General features: G+C 51.1%; 22 protein-coding genes. 13 read left to right on the plus strand and 9 right to left on the minus strand.

Annotated elements, in window-relative coordinates:
• Positions 1-67: 67 nt before the first annotated feature.
• From K3T82_RS00755 to K3T82_RS00765, 3 genes are all read right to left on the minus strand, one after another.
• On the minus strand, positions 68-1,240 hold the full coding sequence (locus tag K3T82_RS00755; RefSeq protein ID WP_220191600.1) for a cytochrome P450 family protein: 1,173 nt from the start codon (positions 1,238-1,240) through the stop codon (positions 68-70).
• A gap of 130 nt (positions 1,241-1,370) precedes the next feature.
• The gene (locus K3T82_RS00760) at positions 1,371-4,562 is read right to left on the minus strand and encodes a winged helix-turn-helix domain-containing protein (RefSeq protein WP_220191601.1); all 3,192 of its coding nucleotides are present in this window, start codon (positions 4,560-4,562) and stop codon (positions 1,371-1,373) included.
• Positions 4,563-4,844: 282 nt separating this feature from the next.
• A complete protein-coding gene (locus tag K3T82_RS00765; RefSeq protein ID WP_220191602.1) occupies positions 4,845-5,339 on the minus strand; it encodes an RrF2 family transcriptional regulator in 495 nt (164 codons plus the stop codon).
• Between the two features lie 210 nt (positions 5,340-5,549).
• On the opposite strand from K3T82_RS00765, the gene K3T82_RS00770 reads away from it, so the two are divergent.
• Entirely contained in the window at positions 5,550-6,026 is a 477-nt protein-coding gene (locus tag K3T82_RS00770; protein WP_220191603.1) for a carboxymuconolactone decarboxylase family protein, read from the plus strand.
• Between the two features lie 312 nt (positions 6,027-6,338).
• Entirely contained in the window at positions 6,339-6,986 is a 648-nt protein-coding gene (locus K3T82_RS00775) for a dihydrofolate reductase family protein (protein ID WP_220191604.1), read from the plus strand.
• A 224-nt stretch (positions 6,987-7,210) separates the two neighbouring features.
• Here K3T82_RS00775 and K3T82_RS00780 read toward each other — a convergent pair whose 3' ends face one another.
• From K3T82_RS00780 to K3T82_RS00790, 3 genes are all read right to left on the minus strand, one after another.
• The gene (locus K3T82_RS00780) at positions 7,211-7,801 is read right to left on the minus strand and encodes a hypothetical protein (RefSeq protein ID WP_220191605.1); all 591 of its coding nucleotides are present in this window, start codon (positions 7,799-7,801) and stop codon (positions 7,211-7,213) included.
• Positions 7,783-8,037, minus strand: a complete 255-nt coding sequence (locus K3T82_RS00785) for a hypothetical protein (RefSeq protein WP_220191606.1) — start codon at positions 8,035-8,037, stop codon at positions 7,783-7,785. Before K3T82_RS00785 ends, K3T82_RS00780 begins: the two co-directional genes overlap by 19 nt.
• 107 nt (positions 8,038-8,144) lie before the next feature.
• The gene (locus tag K3T82_RS00790; protein WP_220191607.1) at positions 8,145-9,086 is read right to left on the minus strand and encodes an aldo/keto reductase; all 942 of its coding nucleotides are present in this window, start codon (positions 9,084-9,086) and stop codon (positions 8,145-8,147) included.
• Positions 9,087-9,736: 650 nt separating this feature from the next.
• On the opposite strand from K3T82_RS00790, the gene K3T82_RS00795 reads away from it, so the two are divergent.
• The 8 genes from K3T82_RS00795 to K3T82_RS00830 all read left to right on the plus strand — a co-directional run bounded on the left by K3T82_RS00795 (position 9,737) and on the right by K3T82_RS00830 (position 18,421).
• On the plus strand, positions 9,737-10,867 hold the full coding sequence (locus K3T82_RS00795) for an ABC transporter ATP-binding protein (RefSeq protein WP_220191608.1): 1,131 nt from the start codon (positions 9,737-9,739) through the stop codon (positions 10,865-10,867).
• A complete protein-coding gene (locus K3T82_RS00800) occupies positions 10,854-11,714 on the plus strand; it encodes an ABC transporter permease (RefSeq protein WP_220191609.1) in 861 nt (286 codons plus the stop codon). Before K3T82_RS00795 ends, K3T82_RS00800 begins: the two co-directional genes overlap by 14 nt.
• A 4-nt stretch (positions 11,715-11,718) precedes the next feature.
• Complete coding sequence (locus tag K3T82_RS00805; RefSeq protein WP_220191610.1) at positions 11,719-12,528, plus strand: ABC transporter permease; 810 nt, start codon at positions 11,719-11,721, stop codon at positions 12,526-12,528.
• Positions 12,529-12,918: 390 nt separating this feature from the next.
• Positions 12,919-14,157 (plus strand): MFS transporter, encoded by a 1,239-nt coding sequence (locus K3T82_RS00810; RefSeq protein ID WP_220191611.1) that lies wholly within the window; start codon positions 12,919-12,921, stop codon positions 14,155-14,157.
• A gap of 289 nt (positions 14,158-14,446) precedes the next feature.
• Positions 14,447-15,454: an aldo/keto reductase gene (locus K3T82_RS00815; protein WP_220191612.1), complete on the plus strand. Its 1,008-nt coding sequence runs from the start codon at positions 14,447-14,449 to the stop codon at positions 15,452-15,454.
• A complete protein-coding gene (locus K3T82_RS00820; protein ID WP_220191613.1) occupies positions 15,451-16,050 on the plus strand; it encodes a TetR/AcrR family transcriptional regulator in 600 nt (199 codons plus the stop codon). The genes K3T82_RS00815 and K3T82_RS00820 overlap by 4 nt, the downstream gene beginning before the upstream one ends.
• A 612-nt stretch (positions 16,051-16,662) precedes the next feature.
• A complete protein-coding gene (locus K3T82_RS00825; RefSeq protein WP_220191614.1) occupies positions 16,663-17,736 on the plus strand; it encodes an LLM class flavin-dependent oxidoreductase in 1,074 nt (357 codons plus the stop codon).
• 298 nt (positions 17,737-18,034) lie between these two features.
• On the plus strand, positions 18,035-18,421 hold the full coding sequence (locus tag K3T82_RS00830) for a PPOX class F420-dependent oxidoreductase (RefSeq protein ID WP_220191615.1): 387 nt from the start codon (positions 18,035-18,037) through the stop codon (positions 18,419-18,421).
• 214 nt (positions 18,422-18,635) lie between these two features.
• On the opposite strand, the gene K3T82_RS00835 is transcribed toward K3T82_RS00830, so the two are convergent.
• A complete protein-coding gene (locus tag K3T82_RS00835) occupies positions 18,636-19,304 on the minus strand; it encodes a GyrI-like domain-containing protein (protein ID WP_220191616.1) in 669 nt (222 codons plus the stop codon).
• Positions 19,305-19,499: 195 nt separating this feature from the next.
• Between K3T82_RS00835 and K3T82_RS00840 the strand changes: the two genes are divergently transcribed.
• The gene (locus K3T82_RS00840) at positions 19,500-20,465 is read left to right on the plus strand and encodes a helix-turn-helix transcriptional regulator (RefSeq protein WP_220191617.1); all 966 of its coding nucleotides are present in this window, start codon (positions 19,500-19,502) and stop codon (positions 20,463-20,465) included.
• Here the strand turns inward: K3T82_RS00840 and K3T82_RS00845 are convergent.
• The gene (locus K3T82_RS00845) at positions 20,456-21,634 is read right to left on the minus strand and encodes a HEAT repeat domain-containing protein (RefSeq protein WP_220191618.1); all 1,179 of its coding nucleotides are present in this window, start codon (positions 21,632-21,634) and stop codon (positions 20,456-20,458) included. The two genes, K3T82_RS00840 and K3T82_RS00845, sit on opposite strands and share 10 nt — an antisense overlap.
• Positions 21,635-21,934: 300 nt before the next feature.
• On the opposite strand from K3T82_RS00845, the gene K3T82_RS00850 reads away from it, so the two are divergent.
• Both K3T82_RS00850 and K3T82_RS00855 read left to right on the plus strand, forming a co-directional pair.
• A complete protein-coding gene (locus tag K3T82_RS00850) occupies positions 21,935-22,873 on the plus strand; it encodes an NAD-dependent epimerase/dehydratase family protein (RefSeq protein WP_236030916.1) in 939 nt (312 codons plus the stop codon).
• A gap of 90 nt (positions 22,874-22,963) precedes the next feature.
• Positions 22,964-23,329 carry a DoxX family protein gene (locus K3T82_RS00855; RefSeq protein ID WP_220191619.1) on the plus strand — a complete coding sequence of 122 codons (366 nt, stop codon included), beginning with the start codon at positions 22,964-22,966 and terminating at the stop codon, positions 23,327-23,329.
• A 76-nt stretch (positions 23,330-23,405) separates the two neighbouring features.
• Here K3T82_RS00855 and K3T82_RS00860 read toward each other — a convergent pair whose 3' ends face one another.
• A complete protein-coding gene (locus K3T82_RS00860; RefSeq protein ID WP_220191620.1) occupies positions 23,406-23,939 on the minus strand; it encodes a MaoC family dehydratase in 534 nt (177 codons plus the stop codon).
• Positions 23,940-24,155 lie beyond the last annotated feature (216 nt).

Consider the following 24,155-nt stretch of genomic DNA (forward strand, 5'->3'; position numbering starts at 1 on the left):
CAGAATTTTACCAGGCGACGGAACAGGTTATGTAAGCTCAAACTGTAAGAGCGCCCATTGATTTTGTCTAGAATGCGACTGGCAGGCTTGTAAGGCCGTGCAGCATGGGATTATTGTTCCAGGTGAGTTGGTTGGGCTCAACGGCCAGGCGCAGATTGGGCAGACGTTGAAGCAGTGTACCGAAGGCAATCTGTCCTTCCAGGCGCGCCAGGGGCGCACCTAAGCAAAAATGAATACCTTTGCCAAAGGCCAGGTGCTGGTTCTCCTGGCGAGTGATGTCCAATTTGGCAGGATCGGAGAACTGTTGTGCGTCAGTGTTCGCGGAGATCAAAGCCGCCACCACCTGTTCTCCCTTGCGGATTACCTTTCCATGCAATGAGATATCTTCGCTGGCCCAACGCTCATCGGAGAGACTGACCGGAGCAGTGTAGCGCAATAGCTCCTCAACTGCTGTTGGTAGCAAAGAAGAATCGGCACGGAGCAGATTCATCTGATCAGGGTGTTGCAGGAGGGCCAGTGTGCCATTGCCAAGCAGATTGACCGTCGTCTCATGCCCGGCGACAATGAGTAGGAAGACCATCGATACTAGTTCATTCTCGCTCAGCCGATCCTCGTTCTCTCTTACCTGCACCAGGCCACTTACCAGATCGTTCCCTGGATTCGCGCGCTTAGAGGCCAGAAGAGACTGAATATATTGGAGGAAAGCCGCTAGTGCGGCCTGCGTATCTTCCTCATGATTGATGATAGTCTGGGTCCAGGTGCGAAACGAAGCCCGATCTGCAACAGGAATACCTAGCATTTCAGAGATGACCGTGATGGGCAGTGGATAGGCAAATTCAGTAACCACATCCATGCTCCCCCGCTCCTGTACCGCGTCCAACAATTCATTAGCGATCTGCTGGATACGTGGGCGCAACTGCTCGATCATGCGAGGGGTGAAGGCCTTAGAAACGAGGCGGCGCAGACGTGAATGGTCGGGCGGATCGACAGTGAGCATATTCTGGAAGATGCTGGCGAATATTGGATCCTGCTCATACTGCTGCGGTGAGAGTTTGCGCCTGTCTTTGGTAAAGCGTGGGTCCCGCAGAACAAACAGCGCATCCTCATAGGTCGTGGTAAGCCAGAAATTTAAATCCTCCACATAGTGGAGTGGTTCCATAGAACGTAATTGCGCATAGAAGACATGGAGATCTCGCTTTGTTTCCTGTGACTGAAATTCTTGTAAGCGTATTTGAGACATCTGGAACTCCTTCCGAGAAGTTGGCTTTGTGAATTAAAGTGTTTTATCGTTGTCGTTACGTAGCATAGCGTATCGAGAGACGATAACCATGCCCCTTTGGGAGCATTCTCAGGGAGTATTCTGGCTCTCCTCACAACAGATGGAGTTCGCGGGCACGGGCAACTGCCTGGGTACGATTCGTTACAGCAAGCTTTGCCAGGATATGTTTCACGTGGCGTTTGGCCGTATTGAGGCTAATCACCAGGCGGTCAGCGATCTGTTGATTGGACGCACCAACAGCCAGAAGTGGCAGTACTTCCAATTCACGGGCGCTCAAAGGTTCAATGAGCGCTTGCCATACTTCAGGTCCCGTTGGGGCATGTGCGATCTGGCGCGGGCAGGAGATAGCGGATTGAAGTTTCTGTATATAATCAGGTGAAGCTGTGGTATACGCGGAAACCTGCGCGAGCAGGTTTGCCATTGGATAGCCTTCATCGGCAAACAGGCGTATATAGCCCTCCGCTTCCGCCTGCACCAGAACAGGACCAAGCGTAATAAGCGCCTGGCTGGTTTTGCCCTGTGCTTGCAGAGCGAGCGCTGTGAGCATCTGAATCTCAAGCAACCAGCCATGAAAACCCAGGCGCAACACACCATCTCGCCAGCAGTCAAGCAGAATCAGGGCCTGCGAGAGCGCCATTCCTGAGTTTTGTATGCGTCCACGCGCGATCAAGATACGCGCAAGCGTGAGGTATGCCAATACATGTCGGCTCTCTAGAGGCGTGATGGGAGCATCGTCATAGCGTATCTTCCAGGTGCCTATCCAATGCTCAGCCTCCTCTATCTGATCACATGCAAGTGCGAGACGCGCGGCGAATGTAGGTATGTCTATCGGAGTCTGCCCCTTGCCTTGGGAGGATTCTTCACCTATCTCTGGCCGCTTGTACACCAGTTCAAGAAAATGTCTGGCGGACTGTGACTGCCCCTGAGCCAGTTCAATGCGCGCCTGCATCCAGAGACCGAAGGTCACCAGGGGACTCTGGCCCGGAGGCGGTATAATCTCCAGTATCGCGCGAGGAAGGGCCTCAATGACCCGTTGTAGCTCGCTCGCGGCTTCTGGCAAACGGTTCCACTCGTACAGCAAGCAGGCTCTACGCATGAGGGTGAAGCTTGCCAGGAGCAAAGGCATAGACGGAAGATCCTGCCTCGCTCCAAAAGCCTGGGAAATACCATCATAGAGTGTTTCGGCCTTGCGTAACTGCCCCTGAGCTTTACGTAGTTCGCCGAGCAAAAATGTTGCCGCCATGTGTATGAGTGAGAGCGATTCCGCTGGTTGCGAGACACTGAGATCAAGCAATATATGTTCGGCTGTCGCCAGATCTCCCCGTGCGCCATAGGTAAGACTGAGAAGGATCAAGAGAAAGCGCCTGAGTAGCAGGCTCAAGTCCGTTTCATGTGGTGTCAAGTTGCGCAGTGCCTCACGCACAAGGTTAAATGCTTGTAAAGGATTGTTTTGTGACAATGCAGTAAGCGCACGGAAAAGAGTGAGGACGCTCCGTGGTTCTGCCCAGGAAACAGTTTTGCTCTGTTGCTGCTCCTGAACATACTGCTCCATGCGTTGGAGCGCTCGTTCCGTATTTTCGGGCGAGCGTTTGCCTAATGCACGAAGCCAGGGCATTGTGATATAGAGTTGGGGCGATGTAGCAATCAGATCTGGCGGTAGCTGGCTTAACCAGTACTTGAGCCGTTCGATACGTCCTTGCTCTACCATATGAGGTAAAATTCGCGCGACCAGACGTGCAGCACGAGGAAGATCATCAGCCCAAAACGCGTAATCGCACGCCTCTTCTATATTATTTTGCATCTCATGCCAATCGCTGGCACGTTGATAGAGTTGTGGAATCAACTCCGGTTCGAGCTTTTGAAGTTGAGTGCGCAAGGCATTGGCAAAAAGAGGATGGTAACGATACCAGGTCTCCGTATCATCCAGAGCACTTATAAAGAGGTTTGCTCGCAGGAGTGCTTCCAGTCGAATTTGACTGCCAGGTAGTTCCGTAACCGCATCACAGAGTGATCCCGTCATTCGATCTAGAATGGAGCTCATGAGCAGAAATCGTTGTGTCTCAGGCGTCTGCTGTGTCAGAATTTCCTCGCTCACATAGTCTAGAAAAAAGCGATGTGTGCCGCGAAATGTTTGTAAGAAGTTCGTCGCATCAGATTGTCCGCGCAGCGCAAGCGATAGCAACTGCACACCAGCAATCCAGCCCTCGGTGTGTTGTTCCAGTAAGCTCGTTGCCTCGCTAGAGAGCGCGAGTCCCATGGTCTGTACGAGAGCTTCAACCTCACCTGAGGCAAAGCGCAACGCTTCCGTGCGTACTTCGCATAACTCACTCCGCGCCCGTAGACGTGCCAGGGGCAAAGGCGGGTCAACACGCGTTCCGATGACAAGACGTAAATGAGTAGGAAGATGATCAAGCAAAAAAGACAGAAGGGCATGAATGGCGTTCGCTGTCAGCACATGGTAGTCGTCGAGAATCAAGATAGAATCTTGCTTCAGCAGACCTGTTAAATCGTTGAGAATAAGGGTGAGCACGCGCTTGATATCCCGAGCATCCGTGCATTGATAATCTTGTATCGCGCTCTCAACGCGGGTATCCAGGCTTGCCAGAGCGGCCTTCAGATAGGAAAAGAATACCAACGGATCGTTATCCGTTGGTTCAAGTGTGATCCAGGCCAGCGGGAGAGGAGTGGTAGAGGCCCATTCCGCCAGAAGGGTTGTCTTGCCGGAGCCTGCGGGGGCAGAGACAAGCGTCAATGACTTCTGTATACCTTGCAGTAGAAGTGTGAGAAGACGCGGACGCGAGACATGCTGCATCGGCAGGCGCGGAATATGTAGCCTGGTTGCAAGAAGCAGTTGAGCAGAGGGCGAAGAATTGGGCAAGGATGTGGCTTGTATTTTCTTTGCGCCCATCTGGGAGCAGACCTCTACATCAGCAAGAGGGTCTGATCCAGAGAACACTTCGTCATCATTGAGGGCGGCAGTTATCATCTCTAAACGCGAAAGTGTCAGGTCCGTGCTGCGAGCAAGGTAGCGCTTGACCATACGCCGCTCCTTGCGTCGATAGGCATACCAGTAAGTTCCTCCTCTCTGCACTGCCTCCTTCCGGACCGTACAACTGCCGCCATAGCGACCCTGAAAGGAGAAAGAGGAGATACTCTCAAGCCAGGCAAACCAGGGCGAACCGATTGGCTCAATTGGTGGAATGATCGGCGCTCCATCGTGAAGGATAACATATTTCTGGCTCGGCGCGAACCATTGTAACTGGAAAGATATGCGTCTCGGCATCGTCTCCTCGCAAAAAACAGCGTGCAATTATGCTACCTAACACCATAGCATCTGTTGAGTACTACGTTTGCTTTGATGCTGAGTTGTATTCAGGAAGAAGCGCGTTATATAGCAAAATGCAAAATTTGTGGCTCCCATACGCACAAACAACAGTCGAGCAGCATCACACGATAGGCAATCTTTGGCACCTTTCCCCCGATGTTTATGCTCACTGCACGGGGGAAGCCGTGCATGGGCATTGCCCTGGTTCTCCATGCCGAGGAGTAAGGCTAAACCATTCTGTTATATCTGGCGCATCCTTCCCGCAATCCACTCTGCGCTTTCTTGCAGGCGTTGCTCCCCAGTGCTTTGTTGATAGTGGGAGACAATATCAGCAATCGTTTGGGTGCGGAGCGCGTCGCGCCAGGCTTTTTCGGCGCGCGCCATCGCAATGTGAATACCACAAGGCACACGGTACTGCGCTGATTCCTGGGTGAGCGGGCTGCGCTGGCGAATTTCTGCGCAACGAAACAGCGGTTCTCGTCCATCGATTGCCTCGACAACTTCCAACATCGTAATCTCTTCCGGGGCTCGTCGTAAGCGATAACCACCTTTGGGGCCGGGGAGCGATTCAATAATTCCTGCATTGGTAAGCGCCTGGAGATGTTTGGCCAGGTATGTTTCCGAAAGTCCATGATATTCAGCCAATGCTTTGGTTGGTAATGTAGCTCTTGGCGGAAGCCCTGCCAGAACGGTCACACAATGCAATCCCCACTCGACTCCTTCGCTCAACTTCATAACGTTCTTCCTCCTCAGGCAATTGTTTCTCTACTCGTTCAGATCGTTAATGATGACCTTCCGTTGCTCATCGCCAACTTGATTGCATATCATGGACAAAATGTATCCTTGACAAAAAATGTCCACGATTCTATAATCTGGATATAATTTGTCCTGGATTATAGCATCTTTGCCTATCACATTCAATCAGGACTAAAGGAGAAATGATTTATGAGTGCCCGTCTACGCTATGCTATAGCCGCGCCTGGAGTATACAAAGCAATGCTCCAACTTTCAGAATATACACATCATTGTGGGTTAGAAGAGCCTCTGCTCAATCTTGTGGATATGCGCGCCTCGCAGATCAATGGATGCGCATTTTGCCTGGATATGCATTCGAAAGATGCACGCGCTGCTGGAGAAAGTGAACAGCGTCTCAATTTGTTGCCTGTCTGGCGCGAGGCCCGATCGTTCTACAGTGAGCGTGAGCAGGCAGCCCTCGAATGGACCGAGGCGGTGACACTGGTAGCTGAAGATCAGATTCCCGATGATGTCTATGATCGCGTACATCCTCATTTCACTGATGAGGAACTGACCAACCTCACTCTGGCCATTGCAGCCATCAATTCCTGGAATCGCTTGAACGTCGCTTTCCGCACACCCGCTGGTAGTTACAAACCCCGCCAAAGAGAGACTCAATTGAGCTAAATGAGGAAGAGTGTGCTGCTCTTTAACACACTTGAATTCGGAAGGAGGCGATAGAAAAAATCCCTAAATGGGATTTTTTCTATCGCCTCCTTTTTTCGGTGCCACTTAAAATAGCTGTCCATTTTGTTCAAGACGAGGTCCGTATGTCCGAGGTATCATTCCACTGGTGACAGTTCCTATTGAGGGCGAAACGATCACTCACAGGGCAGGAGACGAGATGTGGTCAATACCACGCACTCTTAAGCCAGAAGACTCTACCTGTGGCGATTGACGTAAAATTTAAGCACCTAAAGCAAGGGAGACGGCTCGACCATGCAAACAAGCAAAGTGTTTTTCGATGTAGTGATGTCTTTGGATGGCTTCATTGCTCCGGAAGGAATGGACCTGGCTCATGCCAATGACCCGGAGTACAAACAGTGGATGAACAAATGGATGGCTCTTCAACAATGGGTGTTTCGACAGAAATTCTTCCGCGAGAATCTCCACCTGGGCGAAGGAGGTGAAACAGGTCAAGACAATCGCATGATGGAAGAAACATTCCAACGTACCAGCGTCAGCATTATGGGCAAGAATATGTTCAATGGTGGTGAGCAGTTCTGGCCCGAGGAGGCCCCATTCCATACTCCCGTCTTTGTTTTGACCGACCAGATACGCAACCCATGGCAGCGCCCCGGTGACACAACATTCTACTTCGTGAATGATGGCATCGAGAGTGCGCTTCACCAAGCGCGAGAGGTTGCTGGAAACGGAGATATCAGAATAGCGGGAGGAGCCAACTGTATCCAGCAGTATCTCAACGCGGGACTAATCGACGAGTTCACTATTCACTACGTGCCAGTGTTTTTTGGCCACGGCACATCACTTTTTGCACATATGAACCCCGAGATCAAAGTAAAAATGAGAGAAACCATCCCATCTAAAGAAGTTGTTCATATCACCTACGAAGTTGAGAAGAAATAAAGTTCCTCTGATTACCCATTTCACCAGGGTTCTGCGGATGGAATCTGAAACACGTGTCGGGTTGGGCAAACTAACAAGAGAGGCTGATTCCACCCACAGAACCCTGGAAAGAAGAAGCTCATATTCTGGCACCCCACAAGAGGAACGATTTGTCCTCAGAGAAAATCTGGGGTATGCCCAATTGTTGGGGTATCTTCTATAGCGGTTCAGCCCCCGCCTTTTTCCTATAATATCTGTTTTTCTTCCGGGATCTCATCAGAAAGTCTATTTGCCACTAGAGCCTGGAGCCCAAAGCACATCAGGGGCATGCAAGTAAAGATGATGAAAAGGCCGAGTAGCTCAATGATGGTGAAGAGCATCACGCGCTTCACTTGCCAGTTGAAAGCTCTTGCCACAGAGCTCTCGGGTTTCATCATCTCCTCTAGCGAAAAGTCATTCATATGTGCGGCAGCTTTCCCCGTCACAAAATGCCCCCGGCATTCAACAACACCAGCAGCCACTAGAGAAATCAGGAAGATCACACCGTAAGCTGTACCAAACGGGAAGGAGAAGGAGTTAACTGGCCCCAGACGGTACCTCGGAGAATGCCAAGAAGAATAACCAGGATCGCGACGAATGGCAAGATCTGGTTTGACCGGGTACCAAGCGGAACCGCAACCTCTCGCTGCTGGCCTAATGGCAATTTCAGGATGATCGGAATCACCATGATGTTCGGGTATAGCGCACCACCGAACCAGAAGATGCCCAATCCCCTCTATTTTAGAGAGTAGCGCCTGATGAGCAGCGTCATAGCGGATCAGAACTGTCTGGCGCATTTGAGAATGCGCCCCCATTTACTTAGCCAGAAATTGATAGGATCTGTCAGCCAGCTCAGAAAGGGGGGAAGATTAAGAAAGGGTTTCCCTTGCCGGGCGTGGTCGATGGCGTCCGGGGTATGGGCGAGTCCGTCCACAATGTGCGAGATTAACTCGCAAGCTGTCCACCCAGAGATCCCCTGCTTACGAGACCACTCGTCATCCGAGAGGGGCCCTACCAGAGAATGAAAAGCCAAACGTGTTTCCTCCAGCCTGGCACAGAGCTCAGAACGATCAGGTTGAAAAATGCTTATAGTATTTCGCTCACCTCCTTAGAAAAAAACTTCGCTATTCATCCCCATGTCTAGAAGGGCATGGGGATGAATAGCGAAGTTTGAGAAGTACTGAATTTACTAGCCCCCTGGTTGATAGCGTCGAACTCTTCCTGGGAGAGTTCGATGGTTGCACCTAGAACGTTCTCCTCAAGATGTTTGATAGAAGAGGTTCCTGGAATAGGTAAGAGCGTAGGTGAGCGATGCAGGAGCCAGGCTAGCGCAATCTGGCTGGACTGTGCGTTATGTTTTTTGGCGACTTGATCCAGTTTGCTCCCGGGACGCGCCAGCGCGCCCGTGGAGAGAGGATTCCAAGGGATAAAGCCAATCCCCTGGCGCGCACAGATATCAATCATCTCCTCAGATTGTTGGGCCGTCATGCGCTCAGACTCGCGCTTGGAGAGATTATAGTGATTTTGGACTGTGACGATAGAAACTATCTTCTGCGCCCGCGCCAGTTCATCTATTGTCACATTGGAGAGACCAACGTGGCGAATTTTGCCCTCTTGCTGCATCTTCGCGATCTCGCCTACGGAATCCTCAAAGGGTACTTTGGGATCGGGACGATGGAATTGGTATAAATCGATATGATCTACGCGCAGGCGTCTCAGACTTCCTTCCAGGGCTTCACGCAAATGCTCTGGTCGTCCATCCAGTGGCCACCGCCCTGGACCGGTGCGCAGCAAGCCCCCTTTGGTGGCGATGACAAGTCCTTCAGGGTAGGGAAAGAGTGCCTCTGCGATGAGCTCTTCGCTAACGTTGGGTCCATAAGAATCGGCTGTATCTATCAGGTTAATGCCTAACTCCAGTGTGCGCCGTAACAGCGCAATGGCCTCCTGTTTGTTCGCAGGTGGTCCCCAGATGCCCTCACCAGTAATGCGCATCGCACCAAAACCAAGACGATAGACTTTGAGGTCACCTCCTAGTGTGAGAGTACCGCTCGCATGGGCTGGATTCTGCTGAATATTTTGCATCGTGCATTCCTTCCTTTTATTTGGCTTCATAATTGAGGTTGTATGCTATGGTTTCATGATGGGGATATCATTGAGGTTCAAATAGCTACGAAAGCGCATTGACACACACGTTATCTTCCACCCTTAGTTATTAACGACTCCAGGAAGGGGAGATATTCCTAAAGCTCAAGCGTTATTATCCTCTTCCCATGAAACTGTATCTGCTTATCACGCTGAGAGCACTTTTAGCGCTAGAAATCCCTGCTTCACCGATTTGACAAGAGAGGTCTTTTACCTGTACACTTTATTCAAGTTACCTATATGCGTATAGATGCAGCTTCCGCTTTATGAAGCTGTGTTCTGTTAAATTATGCATTGAGAGTAGAAGGATTGCGATGACTACCATGCAGGCGCAGAGCGTGTGGCTTACCACTACCATGTTTGCCTCCATTACCCATTGTTATTCCCTTGTGGAATATCCTCGGGTCAGGTGTCGCTGTCCTCTAAGCTGCTCTTCATTGGTGAGTTCAACGCTACAGCATAACCGCTTATAGAGAGCATAGAAAAGACAAAGAGAGAGGCGCAGGCGACACACCTGCGCCTCTCTCTTTTTTTACGCTAGCTCTACCAATGTCAGTGGGAAGGTTTGTCAGGTAAAGGAAGGGGTATGTATGCCAATCGTCGAAGTGGAACAATTAGTCAAGACGTTCAGGAGTCGAGAGCGGAACTCGGGTTTCGCCCAGAGTCTCCAATCGTTCGTGGCACCGCGTTATCGGACACGTGAGGCCGTGAAGCATGTTAGCTTTACCCTTGAAACAGGTGAAGTTCTGGCCTTTATTGGCCCCAATGGAGCTGGGAAAAGCACAACCATTAAGATGCTGACAGGTATCCTCCACCCAACCTCAGGCAAGGCCCAGGTGCTTGGTTTCGCCCCCTGGCAACAACGGAGACAACTGGCTTACCATATCTCCAGTGTGTTTGGTCAAAAATCACAGTTGTGGTATCACCTACCACCACAAGATACCTTCAATTTGTTGGCTCGTATCTATGAACTGGATATGACTGAGTATCGTAAGCGACGAGACTTTCTGATCGAGGTCTTTGATATCGCCAGCTACATTCATACGCCCGCGCGAAAGTTGAGTCTAGGTGAGCGCATGCGCTGCGAGTTGGCAGCAGCTTTTCTGCATAAGCCGAAGATCGTTTTCCTGGATGAGCCAACAATTGGGCTGGACGTCATTGCCAAGCAACGCATCCGCGATCTCATTGGTCTGCTCAATGTGGAGGAAGGTGTGACGGTGTTTCTCACCTCTCATGACGCTGGCGATGTCGAACAGGTCTGCCGCCGGGCCGTGGTCATTAATCATGGGGAGATCATCCTGGATGAGTCAGTTGCCGTCTTGAAGCGAGATTACTTGAAGGCGAAGACCATCGAGCTGCAACTGGCAGAGCATGTTGAGAGCCTGGTAGCCAGCGATTATGACCCACAATCCCCTTTGCGGTTGAGGGTAGCAACACCGGCATTGACCCAAGAGGGTATCCAGGTTGTAAAGGCGCAAGGACATAGTCTGACACTGGAGGTTGATACGACGCGCTGCCCCCTGGAGCCAGTCATCGCTGCTATTATGAATCAACAGCACATTCTGGATATGACCATTTCTGATCCACCGATGGAGAAAATAATCGCCTCAATCTATGGGGAACAGAGAGAGAAAGCAAAGAGTACCACTCACACTCAGGTTAAAGAGGTCGTACGACAGCAAGCGAGAGCAGAAGGAGAATTACTCCATGAAGATATATAGCGAGGGGGGGCCAGCATGGGGAATCATCGAGCGCCTCGTGAGGCGCTTTCACCTCTCGACCCTCAAATACCTAGCCGTCTTACGGGTGAGCATCTTAAATAACCTGGCCTACATGATGGAGGTCTTCTTTCGAGCCTTATTACTGATCGTATTAGTCTTCGTTCTCACCCAACTCTGGAAAACGACCTTTGCGCTGCGTGGTACCAGCACTCTGAGCGGTTTTAGCATCACAGATATGATCTGGTATCTCGTCGCTGGTGAAGCCATTGCCATGAGTTTACCCGCCTTAACAAGGCGTATTGATCAAGAAGTTCGCTCTGGACAACTGGCCTATCTGCTGGGGCGCCCAAGCAGTTACATACTTTACAATTACGCCCACTACCTGGGGGAGCGCTTAGTGCGCCTGCTGATGAATGCGCTGATTGGAATTGTTCTGGCCCTCATTATGGCTGGCCCGCCCCATTTCACCTGGCAGGGAATACTAGCCTGGCCACTTGTCGCCTTCCTCGCGCTTAGCATTGACTTCGTCATGCACTTTGGTATTGGATTACTGGCTTTCTGGAGCGAGGAAACGCAATCATTTTCACTCATTTTTAGCAGACTCACTCTGGTCCTGGGAGGTGTACTGGCCCCACTTGAGATCTTACCCCAGCCATTACGGAGTATCGCCCAGGCCTTACCGTTTAGTGCCATTCTTTATGGACCATCACGCACTCTGGTCCACTTTGAAATGGCCCACTTTGCAGGCCTGCTCATGCAACAATGCGCGACATTGGGAATTGGAACAATTATTATGCTAAGCATTTATCATGCTGCTGTGCGCCGCGTGAACATTAATGGGGGGTAAAAACATGATGATGACTTGGCTGAAACGTTGCTTCTCCGAGGCCCGCTTAATCTTGGCTTATACTATCGCGAATACGCAGGCGGCGCTTGAATATCGTACAGCCTTTATAGTACAGGTTGTGGCAATGCTCGCCAACAACTCGCTCTGGCTCTTCTTCTGGTGGAACTACTTTCATCAATTCCCGCTTGTAAATGGATGGCAAGAGACCGATATCGTCATCCTATGGGCCGTCTCAGCCTGTGGATTTGGTATCAGTGTTGCTATCTTTGGCAATGCCCGCCAGATTTCGGCCCTGGTGATGAATGGTGGTCTGGATGCGTACCTGGGAATGCCTCGCTATGCGCTGATCCATGTATGTATTGCTGCGACCGACCCAACCGCCTGGGGAGATATCATCTTTGCTATCGGCTCCTACCTGCTCTTAGTACGACCAGACCTAGCGCATATAGGACTCTTTCTTTTCCTTGTGGCTCTGGTCTCGCTCATTTATACCTCCTTTATGGTGCTGCTACACTCATTAGCGTTTTTCCTTGGCAACACTGAAGGGCTGGCACAGCAGTTGTTTGGCGCCCTGATCTCGTTTAGCACATATCCAATGGATATCTTCAATGGATTTGTGCGCGTGCTGCTCTTCACTGTCTTACCGGCTGGTTTCATCTCGTTTGTACCCTTGCAACTGCTTCGCCATTTTTCGTGGTCGCTGCTAGGCATACTTATCTGCGCGGTCATCATCTTCGCTCTGGCAGCCACTGGACTATTCGAAGTTGGCTTACGTCGCTACGAAAGCGGAAATTTGATGGGCTCACAAATTTAGTTATCAAAGGATAAAGGGAAGGACCCAGTTCTCTTTTGGGCTGCTTCGGCTGGCTCTGCTCGTCTCAGGGGAAGGGGATCAGCGTGGAACATGTCTTCGCTGTGTTCCACGCTGATCCCCTTCCCCTGAGCACCACAAGCGCAAAAGGCTCCCCTCTTCAAGAGATTGAGCAAGCTCATGACAAAAATATTATGAAGATAGTGCGCCTGATGCAATGGCAGATAAACATATACCCCATTGTTACAACATCAAGCGCAATGATATACACATAATTGACCCCTCAATACGCGCTTTTATGTAATACACACTTGCGAAATATGGATAAGTTTGTTATATTAAACGCTTTGCGTCAAGTGGTCCTGGATTTGCTCTGAAGGAGATCTTCGTGTCATGCTAGCTCAACAACTGGGTATTCCTCAAAAAAAAGGGACGAAAAGCTTTCTACTTATACTTCTAACAGATGCATTGGGAACAGGCTTATTTGCGCCTTTCTCAATCTTATATTTCCATATTATTGCCGCCCTGCCGCTCACAGAAGTGGGGGTGGCGCTGAGCATCGCGACCATCTTTACCATACCAATTGTGCCGATCACTGGTACACTGGTAGATAGGTTTGGCGCTCGGCGGCTGGTGATCTTTGCACAACTGCTACAAGGCGTGGGCTTTCTTGGCTATCTGCTCGTGAACAATATGGTCCTCTTGATCATCATGGCCGTCTTTGTCAATATTGGACAGCGCATCTTTTGGTCGTCTTACTTTTCGCTGGCATCCGACCTGGCGGGCAAGGGAGAGAGGGACCGCTGGTTTGGCCTGCTAGGAACCTCTCAAACGGTCGGGATGGGAATCGGCACTGCGCTCACCGGTGTGATCATCGCGGCACTGGGGACGCTGGGATATTATGGCATTGTACTGGTGAATGCGCTCAGTTTCTTCCTGGCTGCCGGGATGCTCTATTTCTTCGTGCCAGTCGAGCGGCATACAGAGAGTGAACATAGGGAATCACAGGGGGACTACAGACTAATGCTCAAAGACCGCCCCTACCTGGGGCTGATCGTTACCAACACCGCCTTCGCACTCTGTATTTGCCTTCTTGGATTAGGGCTGCCGATCTACGCCATTGATGCCCTGCATACCCCGATATGGGTGGCCGGAGTCGCCATGGGACTAAATATGGCGCTGATCGCGCTGCTGCAAACATTTCTCATTCGCCATCTGCGCTCATTGCGCCGCACACGTACAATTATCCTGGCAGGTTTTATTCTAATGCTGTGGTGCCTGCTCTATATCCTGGCGCTCCCCCTACCACGCACAATCATCATTCCCTACCTCATCATTGCCACCTGCATCCAGGGGTTCGCGGAAGCCATACATGCACCTACCTCCAATGCCCTGGCAGTTGAGGCCAGTCCACTGGCCCTACGTGGTCGTTACCTGGCGGCCTTTCAGATCTCCTGGGCCATCGCGAACCTCGTAGCCCCTACCATGTTTACCGTACTCTTCAGCATCCACCCGGCACTGCCCTGGGCCATCGCGGCTGGACTCATTCTGCTGGCTAACCTGGGGACATTGCTCATCGAACCCCATCTGCCCACAGCCGCAATACGCATTTCAGAAAAGATACGGCTTTGATAGTATCAATGAGATGTAGATCATGGGGTGTCTCAAATTGGGTGCACAGGTCTTCAATGATTGATCTATTGAAGATCTGTGCACAAACATAGCAAGGTTAGTACATGAAATGTATTGCTCTATTTAAAAACACGCTTCTCTTCGCCCTATTTCCCGGATGAAAGCAACAACTTTCTAATGACAAATATTGATTTTTGTCATTTTATAGACTACACTTCTCTCATACGCTCACGATGAACATCCTTTGCCCAGAAAACTTTTAAAACCCTTATATAGAGGAATTGAGAAAATGATTACACGGTCGCTTGGAACGCATGGTCCAGAAATATCGGCTATTGGCCTGGGCTGCGGAGGCATATCTGACGGAACAGCAGATGAGGCTGAAAGTCTCGCGACCATCCACACAGCCATCGAGTATGGTATCACACTGCTTGATACAGCCGATTTCTACGGGATGGGACATAACGAGATGCTGCTACGTAAGGCACTACGGGGACGGACACGTGAGCAGATCGTTATTAGTGATAAATTTGGGGCATTACGTGACCCCGAAGGCCGCTTTATTGGCATCGATAGCCGTCCTGCCTCGGTCAAGAGCTTTCTTGCCTACACCTTGCGTCGGCTTGGCACCGACTACATTGATATCTATCGTCCGGCCCGTCTTGACCCTACTGTGCCTATTGAAGAAACCATTGGCGCTATCGCAGACATGGTCAAGGCTGGATACGTTCGCTTTATTGGTCTCTCAGAGGTTGGATCCGATACGATACGGCGCGCGCAGGCAGTACACCCTATTTCCGACGTACAGCTCGAATACTCGCTGTTCTCGCGCGGCATCGAATCAACTATTCTCCCTACCTGTCGTGAGCTCGGCATCGGAATTACTGCGTATGGCGTCCTGTCACATGGCCTTCTCAGTGGACAATGGTCGAAAGAGCGTGCACATGTTCCCGGTAGTTTCACCAATTTTAGCCCTCGCTTCAAGGGAACCAATCTCGATCACAACCTCGCTCTTGTCGAGGCGCTGCGCTCGCTTGCAGAGGCCAAGGGAGTAACCGTCTCTCAAATGGCTATTGCCTGGGTGCTGACCCGTGGACAGAATATTGTGCCGCTGGTCGGAGCAAGTCGGCGCGAGAGCCTCGGCAAGTCCTTAAAGGCCCTCAGTCTGCAATTGACTGCCGATGATATTGCCCAGATTGAGCAGGCCATCCCAAAAGGCACAGCTGCGGGCGAACGGTATCCCGCGCCACTAATGGCACTACTCGATAGTGAACGAGATAGAGAGCAGAATCAATGACTGACGAAACACTCACGCCCGAGCGTATTCTAGAAACGGCGGAGGAGGTTCTCCGCCGCTATGGGCTTTCTAAGACAACGGTTGTAGATGTTGCCCGGGCCCTGAGAGTAAGCCATGGCAGCATCTACCGACACTTCCCGAGCAAAGCGGCGCTTCAGGATGCTATTGCCGAACGCTGGCTGGCGAGAAAATCGTTGCCGCTTATCGCAATAGCGAACGAGGATGGGCCAGCCACAGAGCGTCTGCGACGCTGGCTCAATCTTTTGAGCTCCACAACGCGAAAAAACGTGCTCGACGATCCTGAATTATTCGCGACCCACAAAGAACTCGCGAACTCGGCAAGGAATGTCGTCAGGACACACCTCGATCATCTCGTCGAGCAAATCACCTACATTATTCGCGATGGGATTGCTCAGGGTGAGTTTGCCACTGATGATCCCGTTGTTACTGCTCGTGCGGTGTTTGCTGCAACAACCCTCTTCCATGACCCGGCCCACGTTGCCGCATGGTCTGATCCCGACCTCGATGCCACATTCGACGGCGTCTGGTCTCTGATTCTCGCCGGGCTGAGTCCGCGCGATATTCCACACGCATGAACGGAAAAAGGACTTCAGAAGTGATGCTGAATCTTGGAGAAATATTCATGCGGATAGGCAACATGCATCTCTCTACGCTGGTCTTATCTTTAGAACTGAAAAGCAAATCTGAAGCGGAGGGGCTCACCAGGCGGGCCCGCCTGGTGCTGAGAAGCACTTACATTCACTCATTGGCGTAGAAGCTCCCTGGACAGGAATAACCATGGTTGTCCAGCAATTCCAGAATTGCCGCATTCCTGGAAAGGTCGTTTTGTCCATCTCATAGGAGCGCGTGAGACGCACATCGTTTTGCACCCGTGATTTTTGCGCATGGTGAGCACCTCACTGAATTGGAGAGATGCAGTGAAAAGGGTGATTTCGGGGAGATGCTCTCAACGCAACAAAAGATCTTTTCCTATAAATACTTCTCCCCAACAGGTCTGCCTCCGGCGCTGGGTCTGGAAACTGGTTACAAGGGATCACAGACTTGACGAGCACAGCGCTGTGTGCCACAATCTATATGTAAGCGACATACAAATTACAAGTGCCAAGGGTAGAGAAACTACCTTGATAAACTGATAGAGCCTGGACTGTGCGCGCCTCCACCACGCATCGCCCGACGAGGAGTTTAAGATGGAACTGGGTTTCTATACATTCGCGGATGTGATGACCTCTCCCGTTTCCGGGGAGAAAATCAGTCCCGCACAACGTCTGCGTAACCTCATTGAAGAGATTGAGCTGGCTGATCAGGTTGGTCTCGATGTCTTTGGGCTCGGTGAGCACCACCGCCCCGAATATGTAGTCTCGGCACCAGCGGTCGCACTGGCAGCAGCAGCCGAATGTACACGTAATATTCGCCTGACAAGCGCAGTCACCGTCCTGAGTTCGGACGATCCGGTGCGGGTCTTCCAAAATTTCGCCACGCTCGATTTGCTTTCCGGCGGGCGGGCAGAGATTATGGCTGGTCGTGGCTCATTCATCGAGTCGTTTCCACTGTTCGGCTATGACCTCGATGACTATGATCAATTATTCTCCGAGAAGCTGGACCTTCTACTACATCTCCGCGAGGAGGAACACGTCACCTGGTCAGGGAAGCACCGTCCATCCATTAGAGATCGTGGCATCTATCCTCGCCCCCTTCAGAATCCCTTGCCAATCTGGATCGCCGTTGGTGGCACTCCCGCCTCTGTGATGCGCGCGGGAACGCTTGGCTTACCAATGGCGTTGGCAATCATTGGAGGGCAGACGCCGCGCTTCGTGCCACTTGCGAAGGCCTATCGCGAGGCAGCAACCCGCGCTGGACATGATGCGACAACATTGCCCATAAGCATCAACTCGCATGGCTACATTGCGGACACATCACAGCAGGCGCGAGATGAGCACGCTCCCTACCACCTCGCAGTAATGAATGAACTAGGAAAAGAGCGCGGTTGGCGTCCTATGAGTCGAAGCGCATACGATGCGGAGACCTCACAGCGAGGCGCGCTGATGGTTGGGAGCCCAGAGGAGGTCATCGATAAGATCCTCTACCAGCACTCACTCTTTGGACACCAGCGCTTCTTAATGCAGGCGAGCATCGGCGCGATGCCGCATAAGAATATCCTACATGCCATTGAGTTGCTCGGCACAAAAATCGCGCCAGTCATACGACGCGAAACCAGATCCTCCTCAGATTCCAACGAGTCGCTAGTGGATACGCGCCCATAAGATAAAGAGACTTGCAATTGCTTCTTTTTTCGGCTATTCCCGAAATTCACCGGTATGCGCCTATTTGTTGCGGTGAGATTCCTAGATCAAGCATTTATCTTCTCACAATATTATGCGAAACTAAATTAATGACCGAAAAAGCAGTCGACAGTATGATCGTTTGTCTACTTTCCCCTCCAATCGATTATGGAAAACAGAAAGAGATTTTATGACAACTATCATACGCTACTCTGACATCGCTTCAATCAGCAATGAAGGTGCATCTTGCACTCATCTCACCAACAAAGGAGAATAAATCATGATTTCTGAACAACAAGCGACACTTCTCGCACAGCCCAAAATAGCAGTCATCGGAGTCAACCGCACCTCTGGGGCACCACAACTTACCGCTGTCTGGTTTGCCTGGGATGGTAAAGATTTCTTCTTTTCCACCTCAAAAGATCGTGCGAAATATGTCAATATCAAACGTAATCCCGCCATCTCGCTCCTCATTGAGGATACCGCGACCTTTACCACTGTTGTGGCCTATGGGCAAGCAGAGATTATTGAGCACAATGTCGTCGAGTTAACGCGTCCAATCATTGAAAAGTATGTGCCAGAAGCCCAACGCGAGGACATGCTCAAGAGTGTAGCCAACGACCCAAATCGTGTTATCGTAGTGCTCCATCCCGAAAAAATCATCTAGAGAGGCGGCTTCAGCATCCTTCCTGGTTATCTCACAAGAGGCCTTATAAAATAATCAGATATAGCAAGGCAGAGAGATCCAATCTCTGCCCTGCGTAAATTATCCACCTGCTTCTACGCATTTATCTGTGTGTGAAGAGCCGCCGCAAGAGAGATAATTATATTGGACTCAAGATATGGTAAGTGTCGACATTGCCCTCACACCATCAATCATCTCAATTGACTGTTCTTCGTCTGTGCCATCCGTCATCATTCTGGAATGGTTCTTCATCCAAAGGATGGCGGATTATGGTGCGCATTTTGTCTGAAGCAACTCTGCGCAGATCGTTGAGATAGATCTCGTGATGTTTCCCACGAAACGCATATCCATGTTCCACAAAAAAACGGTCAAGCTTCTCGAGTGTTGGCCCTTCGTCTGCAAATGGACCAATATGCATGATCTGGGCCACTGTTCCCTCGGAGAACTGCCCCAGACGAATCTTCTCCAACGCACGTGGGTTCTTCTTTCTCTGTGCCTGCCTACATGCTTCAGCAAACCAGACCTCTGTCACGCAATCCGGCTGCATAATCATCATCGTCCATTGCCAGTTCTCGCGCGGAGCCTCCCGACCTCCATCAGCCCACCAGAGTCCCTCAAGTGGCATTACCGGATAGTCAAGAGCCGCTTCATTCTTGAGTAAGAACTTCGTGGTATAAGCCACCGTATATAGTGTCTCAATTGCATCTTTGTACTCCTGTGCCGTATTGGGATCGCCTCTTCCATCTAGCATTAGAAACTGCATTGTGGGAACCTCTACGATCACGACCTCCTGCAACGGATTGGTATAGAGATGCTTCAATCTCGTTTTTAGATCTAGTTTGGTTGGCTCAATGCTTCTGTTCATACATTCCTTCTTTCTGTGTTCTCTCTTCGCAAAAAGCGAAGCGTGGACGCAACCTCACGAGCGCTACTCACACAACAGCTCAAAGTGTTGAGCTTCCTCTCAGAGGGTACTCGATACTCACTGACATCCTTTGTCAGGGAGCGGAAGAAATGCTACACTACGTGGAAAACACGGAAAAATCAGAGGCAAACAGAGATGAGAGCCGATCGTTTATTAACCATTGTGTTACTGCTCCAGGCACGAGGGCGCATGACTGCCCACGAACTGGCAGAACGTCTCGAGGTTTCGGAGCGAACTATTTATCGAGATCTTCAAGCCCTTAGTCTGGCTGGTATTCCTATCTATGCAGAAGCAGGGACAGGAGGAGGATATGCCCTCATCGAACAGTATCAAACACGCTTGACAGGGCTCACGAAGTCCGAAGTGCATGCACTGGCCTCATCGCAATCATCAGGGCCTCTTCACGACCTGGGCCTGGGATCTGCTCTAGAGGCAGCATTCCTCAAACTTGAAGCAGTGCTCTCTCCACATTGGCATGGAGACATAGACACCGTCAAAAGATCCATTCACCTGGATTCCACAGGCTGGCTCTGGGCAAAGGAGCCAGTCCCGTTTTTGCCTCTGTTGCATGAAGCACTCTGGCTAGGTCAAAAAGTGGAGGTGGATTACCGTCGCCACGATGGTCAAATTCGTCAGCGCATTATTGACCCCTACGGGTTGGTGGCGAAATCCACCGTCTGGTATCTCATTGGCGCGGTTGATGATCAGCTTCGGATCTTCCGCGTTTCGCGTGCGCGTACGGTAAAGCTCTTGGCGGAAAGCAGTCAACGCCCGCGAGCTTTCGACGTGCGGGTATTTTGGGAAACGTGGAAGTCTACTTTGGAAGCAAATTATTCTCCCTATGTTGTTCGTTTTCGTCTTGCCCCAGAAGGGGTCCAAAGATTCTTTGAGAGAGTAGATGAAACAGTACGCCCCTCAATAAGAGAAGAACCAGACAAGGATGATCAAGAATGGCGAATCATATCAATGACATTCAGCTCTCTACTCCATGCTCAGACAGTTGCTATGGGCATGGGAAATCTCCTGCAAGTCTTAGAACCCTTAGAGCTTCGTGAAGCCATTCGCGCGCAGGCTCAGCAGATTGTCGCCCTCTATGAATGAGATAGAAATTGGATGACATCTGGATCGGCTAGGAGAGCCAGAGTCCTGGCACAGAGATCGCGTACACCAGCCACAGATGCTGGAGCATTGAGGAGTTCTAGCAATTGCATGAACGTCTCTTCAGTGCATAGTTTGCTCAATGCCTCTGGGACGATGTAGGCATTTGCTCTGAATTTATCGTATACATTGTAAAAGCTGTGTCCGTATGCACCACGCCTGGCATTGAGGTACCACTGCTCATATGCCAACACATGAGCGAGCAAGGGCACCGATGCCCGTTGATCACCGATGTCACCAAGAAGGCGAATAACTTCCCATCTGGGGGTCGCTAGTTGCGGATTTTGCAGCGTGGCAAGCAGCATAGCACACAGATCAAGATCAGTGTACCTCAAGATGTCAGCCGCGAGATTTCCTCTGCCAGATGGCTCTGTAGAGAAGCGATACTCCAGGGCAAAGATGAGGGCTGGAATGATGCGCTCATCCTGAAATTTGCTTAGTCCCATCAGCGCGGCACGGCGAACGGTCCCGCTCTCCATCGGATTGCTCAAAAAATCCAGGAGCGGTTCAATGACCTGAGGGTCATGCATACATGCCAGAGCAGTGGCGGCTTCGTCACGCACCCAGTGGTGTTCGTTTTTGAGCAATGGCATCACCAAATCGGGGTCGCCAAATTGGCCCAACGCCCATGCCATCTCTTTACGCAGGCTTGCATAGCTCGACTTGCCTTTGGTTTGGGCAAGCAAATTCTCTAAGGTCTGAATTGCTGATCGTTCCTGCCATTCGCCCAGAGCATGAGCGGCCTTCTCGCGTACATTCATGCTCTTATCCTGCACAAGTGCCATCAGCAGTACATCCACCGCCCGCCGATCCTGGATGGTACATAACACACTGACAGCCTCCAGGCGTACTTTCTTGCTCTCATCCTTTAGCAGCACCTCCATCAAAGCATCTACCACTGCTGTCCACTTGCGCTCACCAAGAATCTGGATAATGAGCGCACGATTGGTATATTTCCCCTCGGTAGCAAGCATCTGGATCAGAAACTGGTTAGCCTGGAAACCAGCATAGGAGCGCTTGATTTTCAGAAGCGCTGAACGGCGCGCTTTGGGGTCCATACTGGCTAATTGATCAATAATGGGCTGAGGAAATGGGGCATTCATCAGAGGCATGACGTTTCCTTCTACCGATGTGGTTTAGCCAGATAGTAAACCAGCCTGGCAAAAGAACGCTATGAAGTAGGTCACTTGCCCGCTCACTGATTCGTTCAATTCAGGCATTATGCAGTGCATACTTCTTGCTTCACTGCATTTTTTAAGCGGGCACCCAAGCTACAAAATTCGGGCAATTCCTCGAGACAAAAAATCGGCGTCACGTAGTTGTCACGTTTTCGTGAACTCACTTGTCTCCTTTCTGGAAGCGCTTAGAAAGAGATCTCTCCAAAAAAGAGAAGCAAAATAAAAAGGAACAATATGATGAACATTTTTGTCACAGGTGCAACTGGTGTCCTCGGAACATCTCTGGTGCCTAGATTAGTTGAAGCAGGATACACGGTTTCGGCAATGAGCCGCACTGAGGAGAATGATGAACGCCTGCGACGTGCAGGGGCGCATCCGGTACGGGTTAACCTCTTTGATGTTGAAGCACTCAAGCAGGTATTGGTAGGTCACGAGGCCATCTACCACCTGGCAACGAAAATCCCCCCAGTGACGCAGATGGGACGGAGTTCGGCCTGGCTGGAAAATGATCGCCTGCGTCGTGATGGTGCTCGCAACCTTGTCGAAGCCACGCTGGCGATAGGCACAATCCAGACAATCATTTATCCCAGTTTCGATTTTCTCTATCCAAGCAGTGGCGACACCTGGTTGGATGCCCAAACGACGCCCATCAAAACAGCGACCCTTTCCTCAACCGTCGAGGCTGAAGAGGCTGTGGCGCGCTTCGCGGCGAGCGATCCGTCCAGACGCCGCGGGATCTCACTGCGTCTGGGCTCATTTTACGGGCCGGAAGCACCTTCAAGCTGGGAAATGTTGAATCTGGCGCGCAAAGGGTTTGGTGCTTTTCCCGGTGCAAGTACTGGCTATCTCCCGCAAGTCTGGTTGCAGGATGCCATCAACGCTCTCTTGCTTGCGTTGACGGAACCGGTACCTTCCGGCATCTATGACATTGTTGATGATGAGCCTGTAACGCGCGCACAAATGTACACCATCCTTGCTCACGCTGTCGGTCGTAAACGTCTGCTGGCCCTGCCCGATCTGCTGATGCGCCTGATGACGGGAGCCAAGTATGCCGATACCAGCCGTAGTCTACGCATCTCCAATCATTTATTCAAGGCCGTCAGTAGCTGGCAACCCATTGTCCCCGATGCGCGAATAGGTTGGGATATGATGGCACAGAAGCAGAACAAATAGTGTTAAAGCTGCTCATAAAATGGGCGAATCGTTAAAAAACTTACAATGCCGTGCCCGGAAGGGCCGAGGTAACCATCAAGGAGAGAACTTATGAACCTCACTCTATGGATCATCGCTAGCCTGCTAGCCGCTGTCTTCCTTTTCGCGGGCGCGAACAAGGTATTCATTCCTCAGGAGAAACTAGCCAAGGCTCCCGGCGGGGGATGGGTCTTGCAGTTCAGCGCTGGCTTCGTCAAGGCTCTTGGAGCAGTCGAGATCCTGGGCGCCGTCGGCCTGATCCTGCCCGCCCTGCTTGGCACCTCACCGATCCTGGTACCGTTGGCGGCCGTTGGTCTGGCGTTGATCATGGTTGGTGCGGCGACCGTGGAATTCCGCCGTCACGAGTACAAGCACATGCTGTTGAACCTGGCCTATCTCACCCTGACCGCCTTTGTGGCGTGGGGCCGCTTCTGGTAAATGACAACGAAAATGCGTGGCTGTGCATCTCTGTGTCGAACCTCCGGGTCAAAAAAAGAGCCCCGAAGGTTCGACCTCATTTTTTCTCTTCCTGCTTATGCTCCCTAGATGGATCTTCCGGCGGAAGGCGAGGAATATTGGGGGCTTTTCCGCGCTTGTAGACCATGATGACGCGCTTGAAGGTAATCACAACCTTGCCGTTCTGGTTGTAGCCAGTGGTGCGCACAGTCACAATGCCAACATCAGGGCGTGATTGAGATTCACGCGTTTGGAACACCTCAGACTGGGAGTAAATGGTATCACCCTCGAAGACTGGATTGGGCAACCGAACCTCGTCCCAACCCAGGTTGGCAAAGACGTTCTGCGAGATATCGGTCACACTCTGTCCCGTAACCAGCGCCAGAGTAAAGGTTGAGTCGACAAGCGGCTTACCAAAGCTGGTTTGCGCCGCATAGTGGTGGTCAAAGTGAATGGGAGCGGTATTCTGGGTCAGCAAAGAAAACCACATATTGTCCGTCGTCGTCACCGTTCGCCCCAGGGGATGCTGGTAGACATCTCCCACCTCAAAGTCCTCGTAGAAGCGACCCCTCCAGCCCTCTTTCGTCGCCATGAGTGCTTTTCCCCCTTTTTGGTTATGAGCTATCCTCTCTATTCTACGATATGACAAGCGTCACTATATATGCCACAAAGGGCGCGGCAAGTTCTTTTGCGTGAGGCCGAAATCTCCATTGCTCAAGCACCAAGGACCTGATGCATTACTGCGTATGACAGATCGATTGGGAAATGATCTCTTGTAGCAGGAAGGGATTGGGTAACATAAGCTGCT

Source organism: Ktedonospora formicarum, from assembly GCF_016587355.1.
In the GTDB taxonomy this organism is placed as follows: domain Bacteria; phylum Chloroflexota; class Ktedonobacteria; order Ktedonobacterales; family Ktedonobacteraceae; genus Ktedonobacter; species Ktedonobacter formicarum.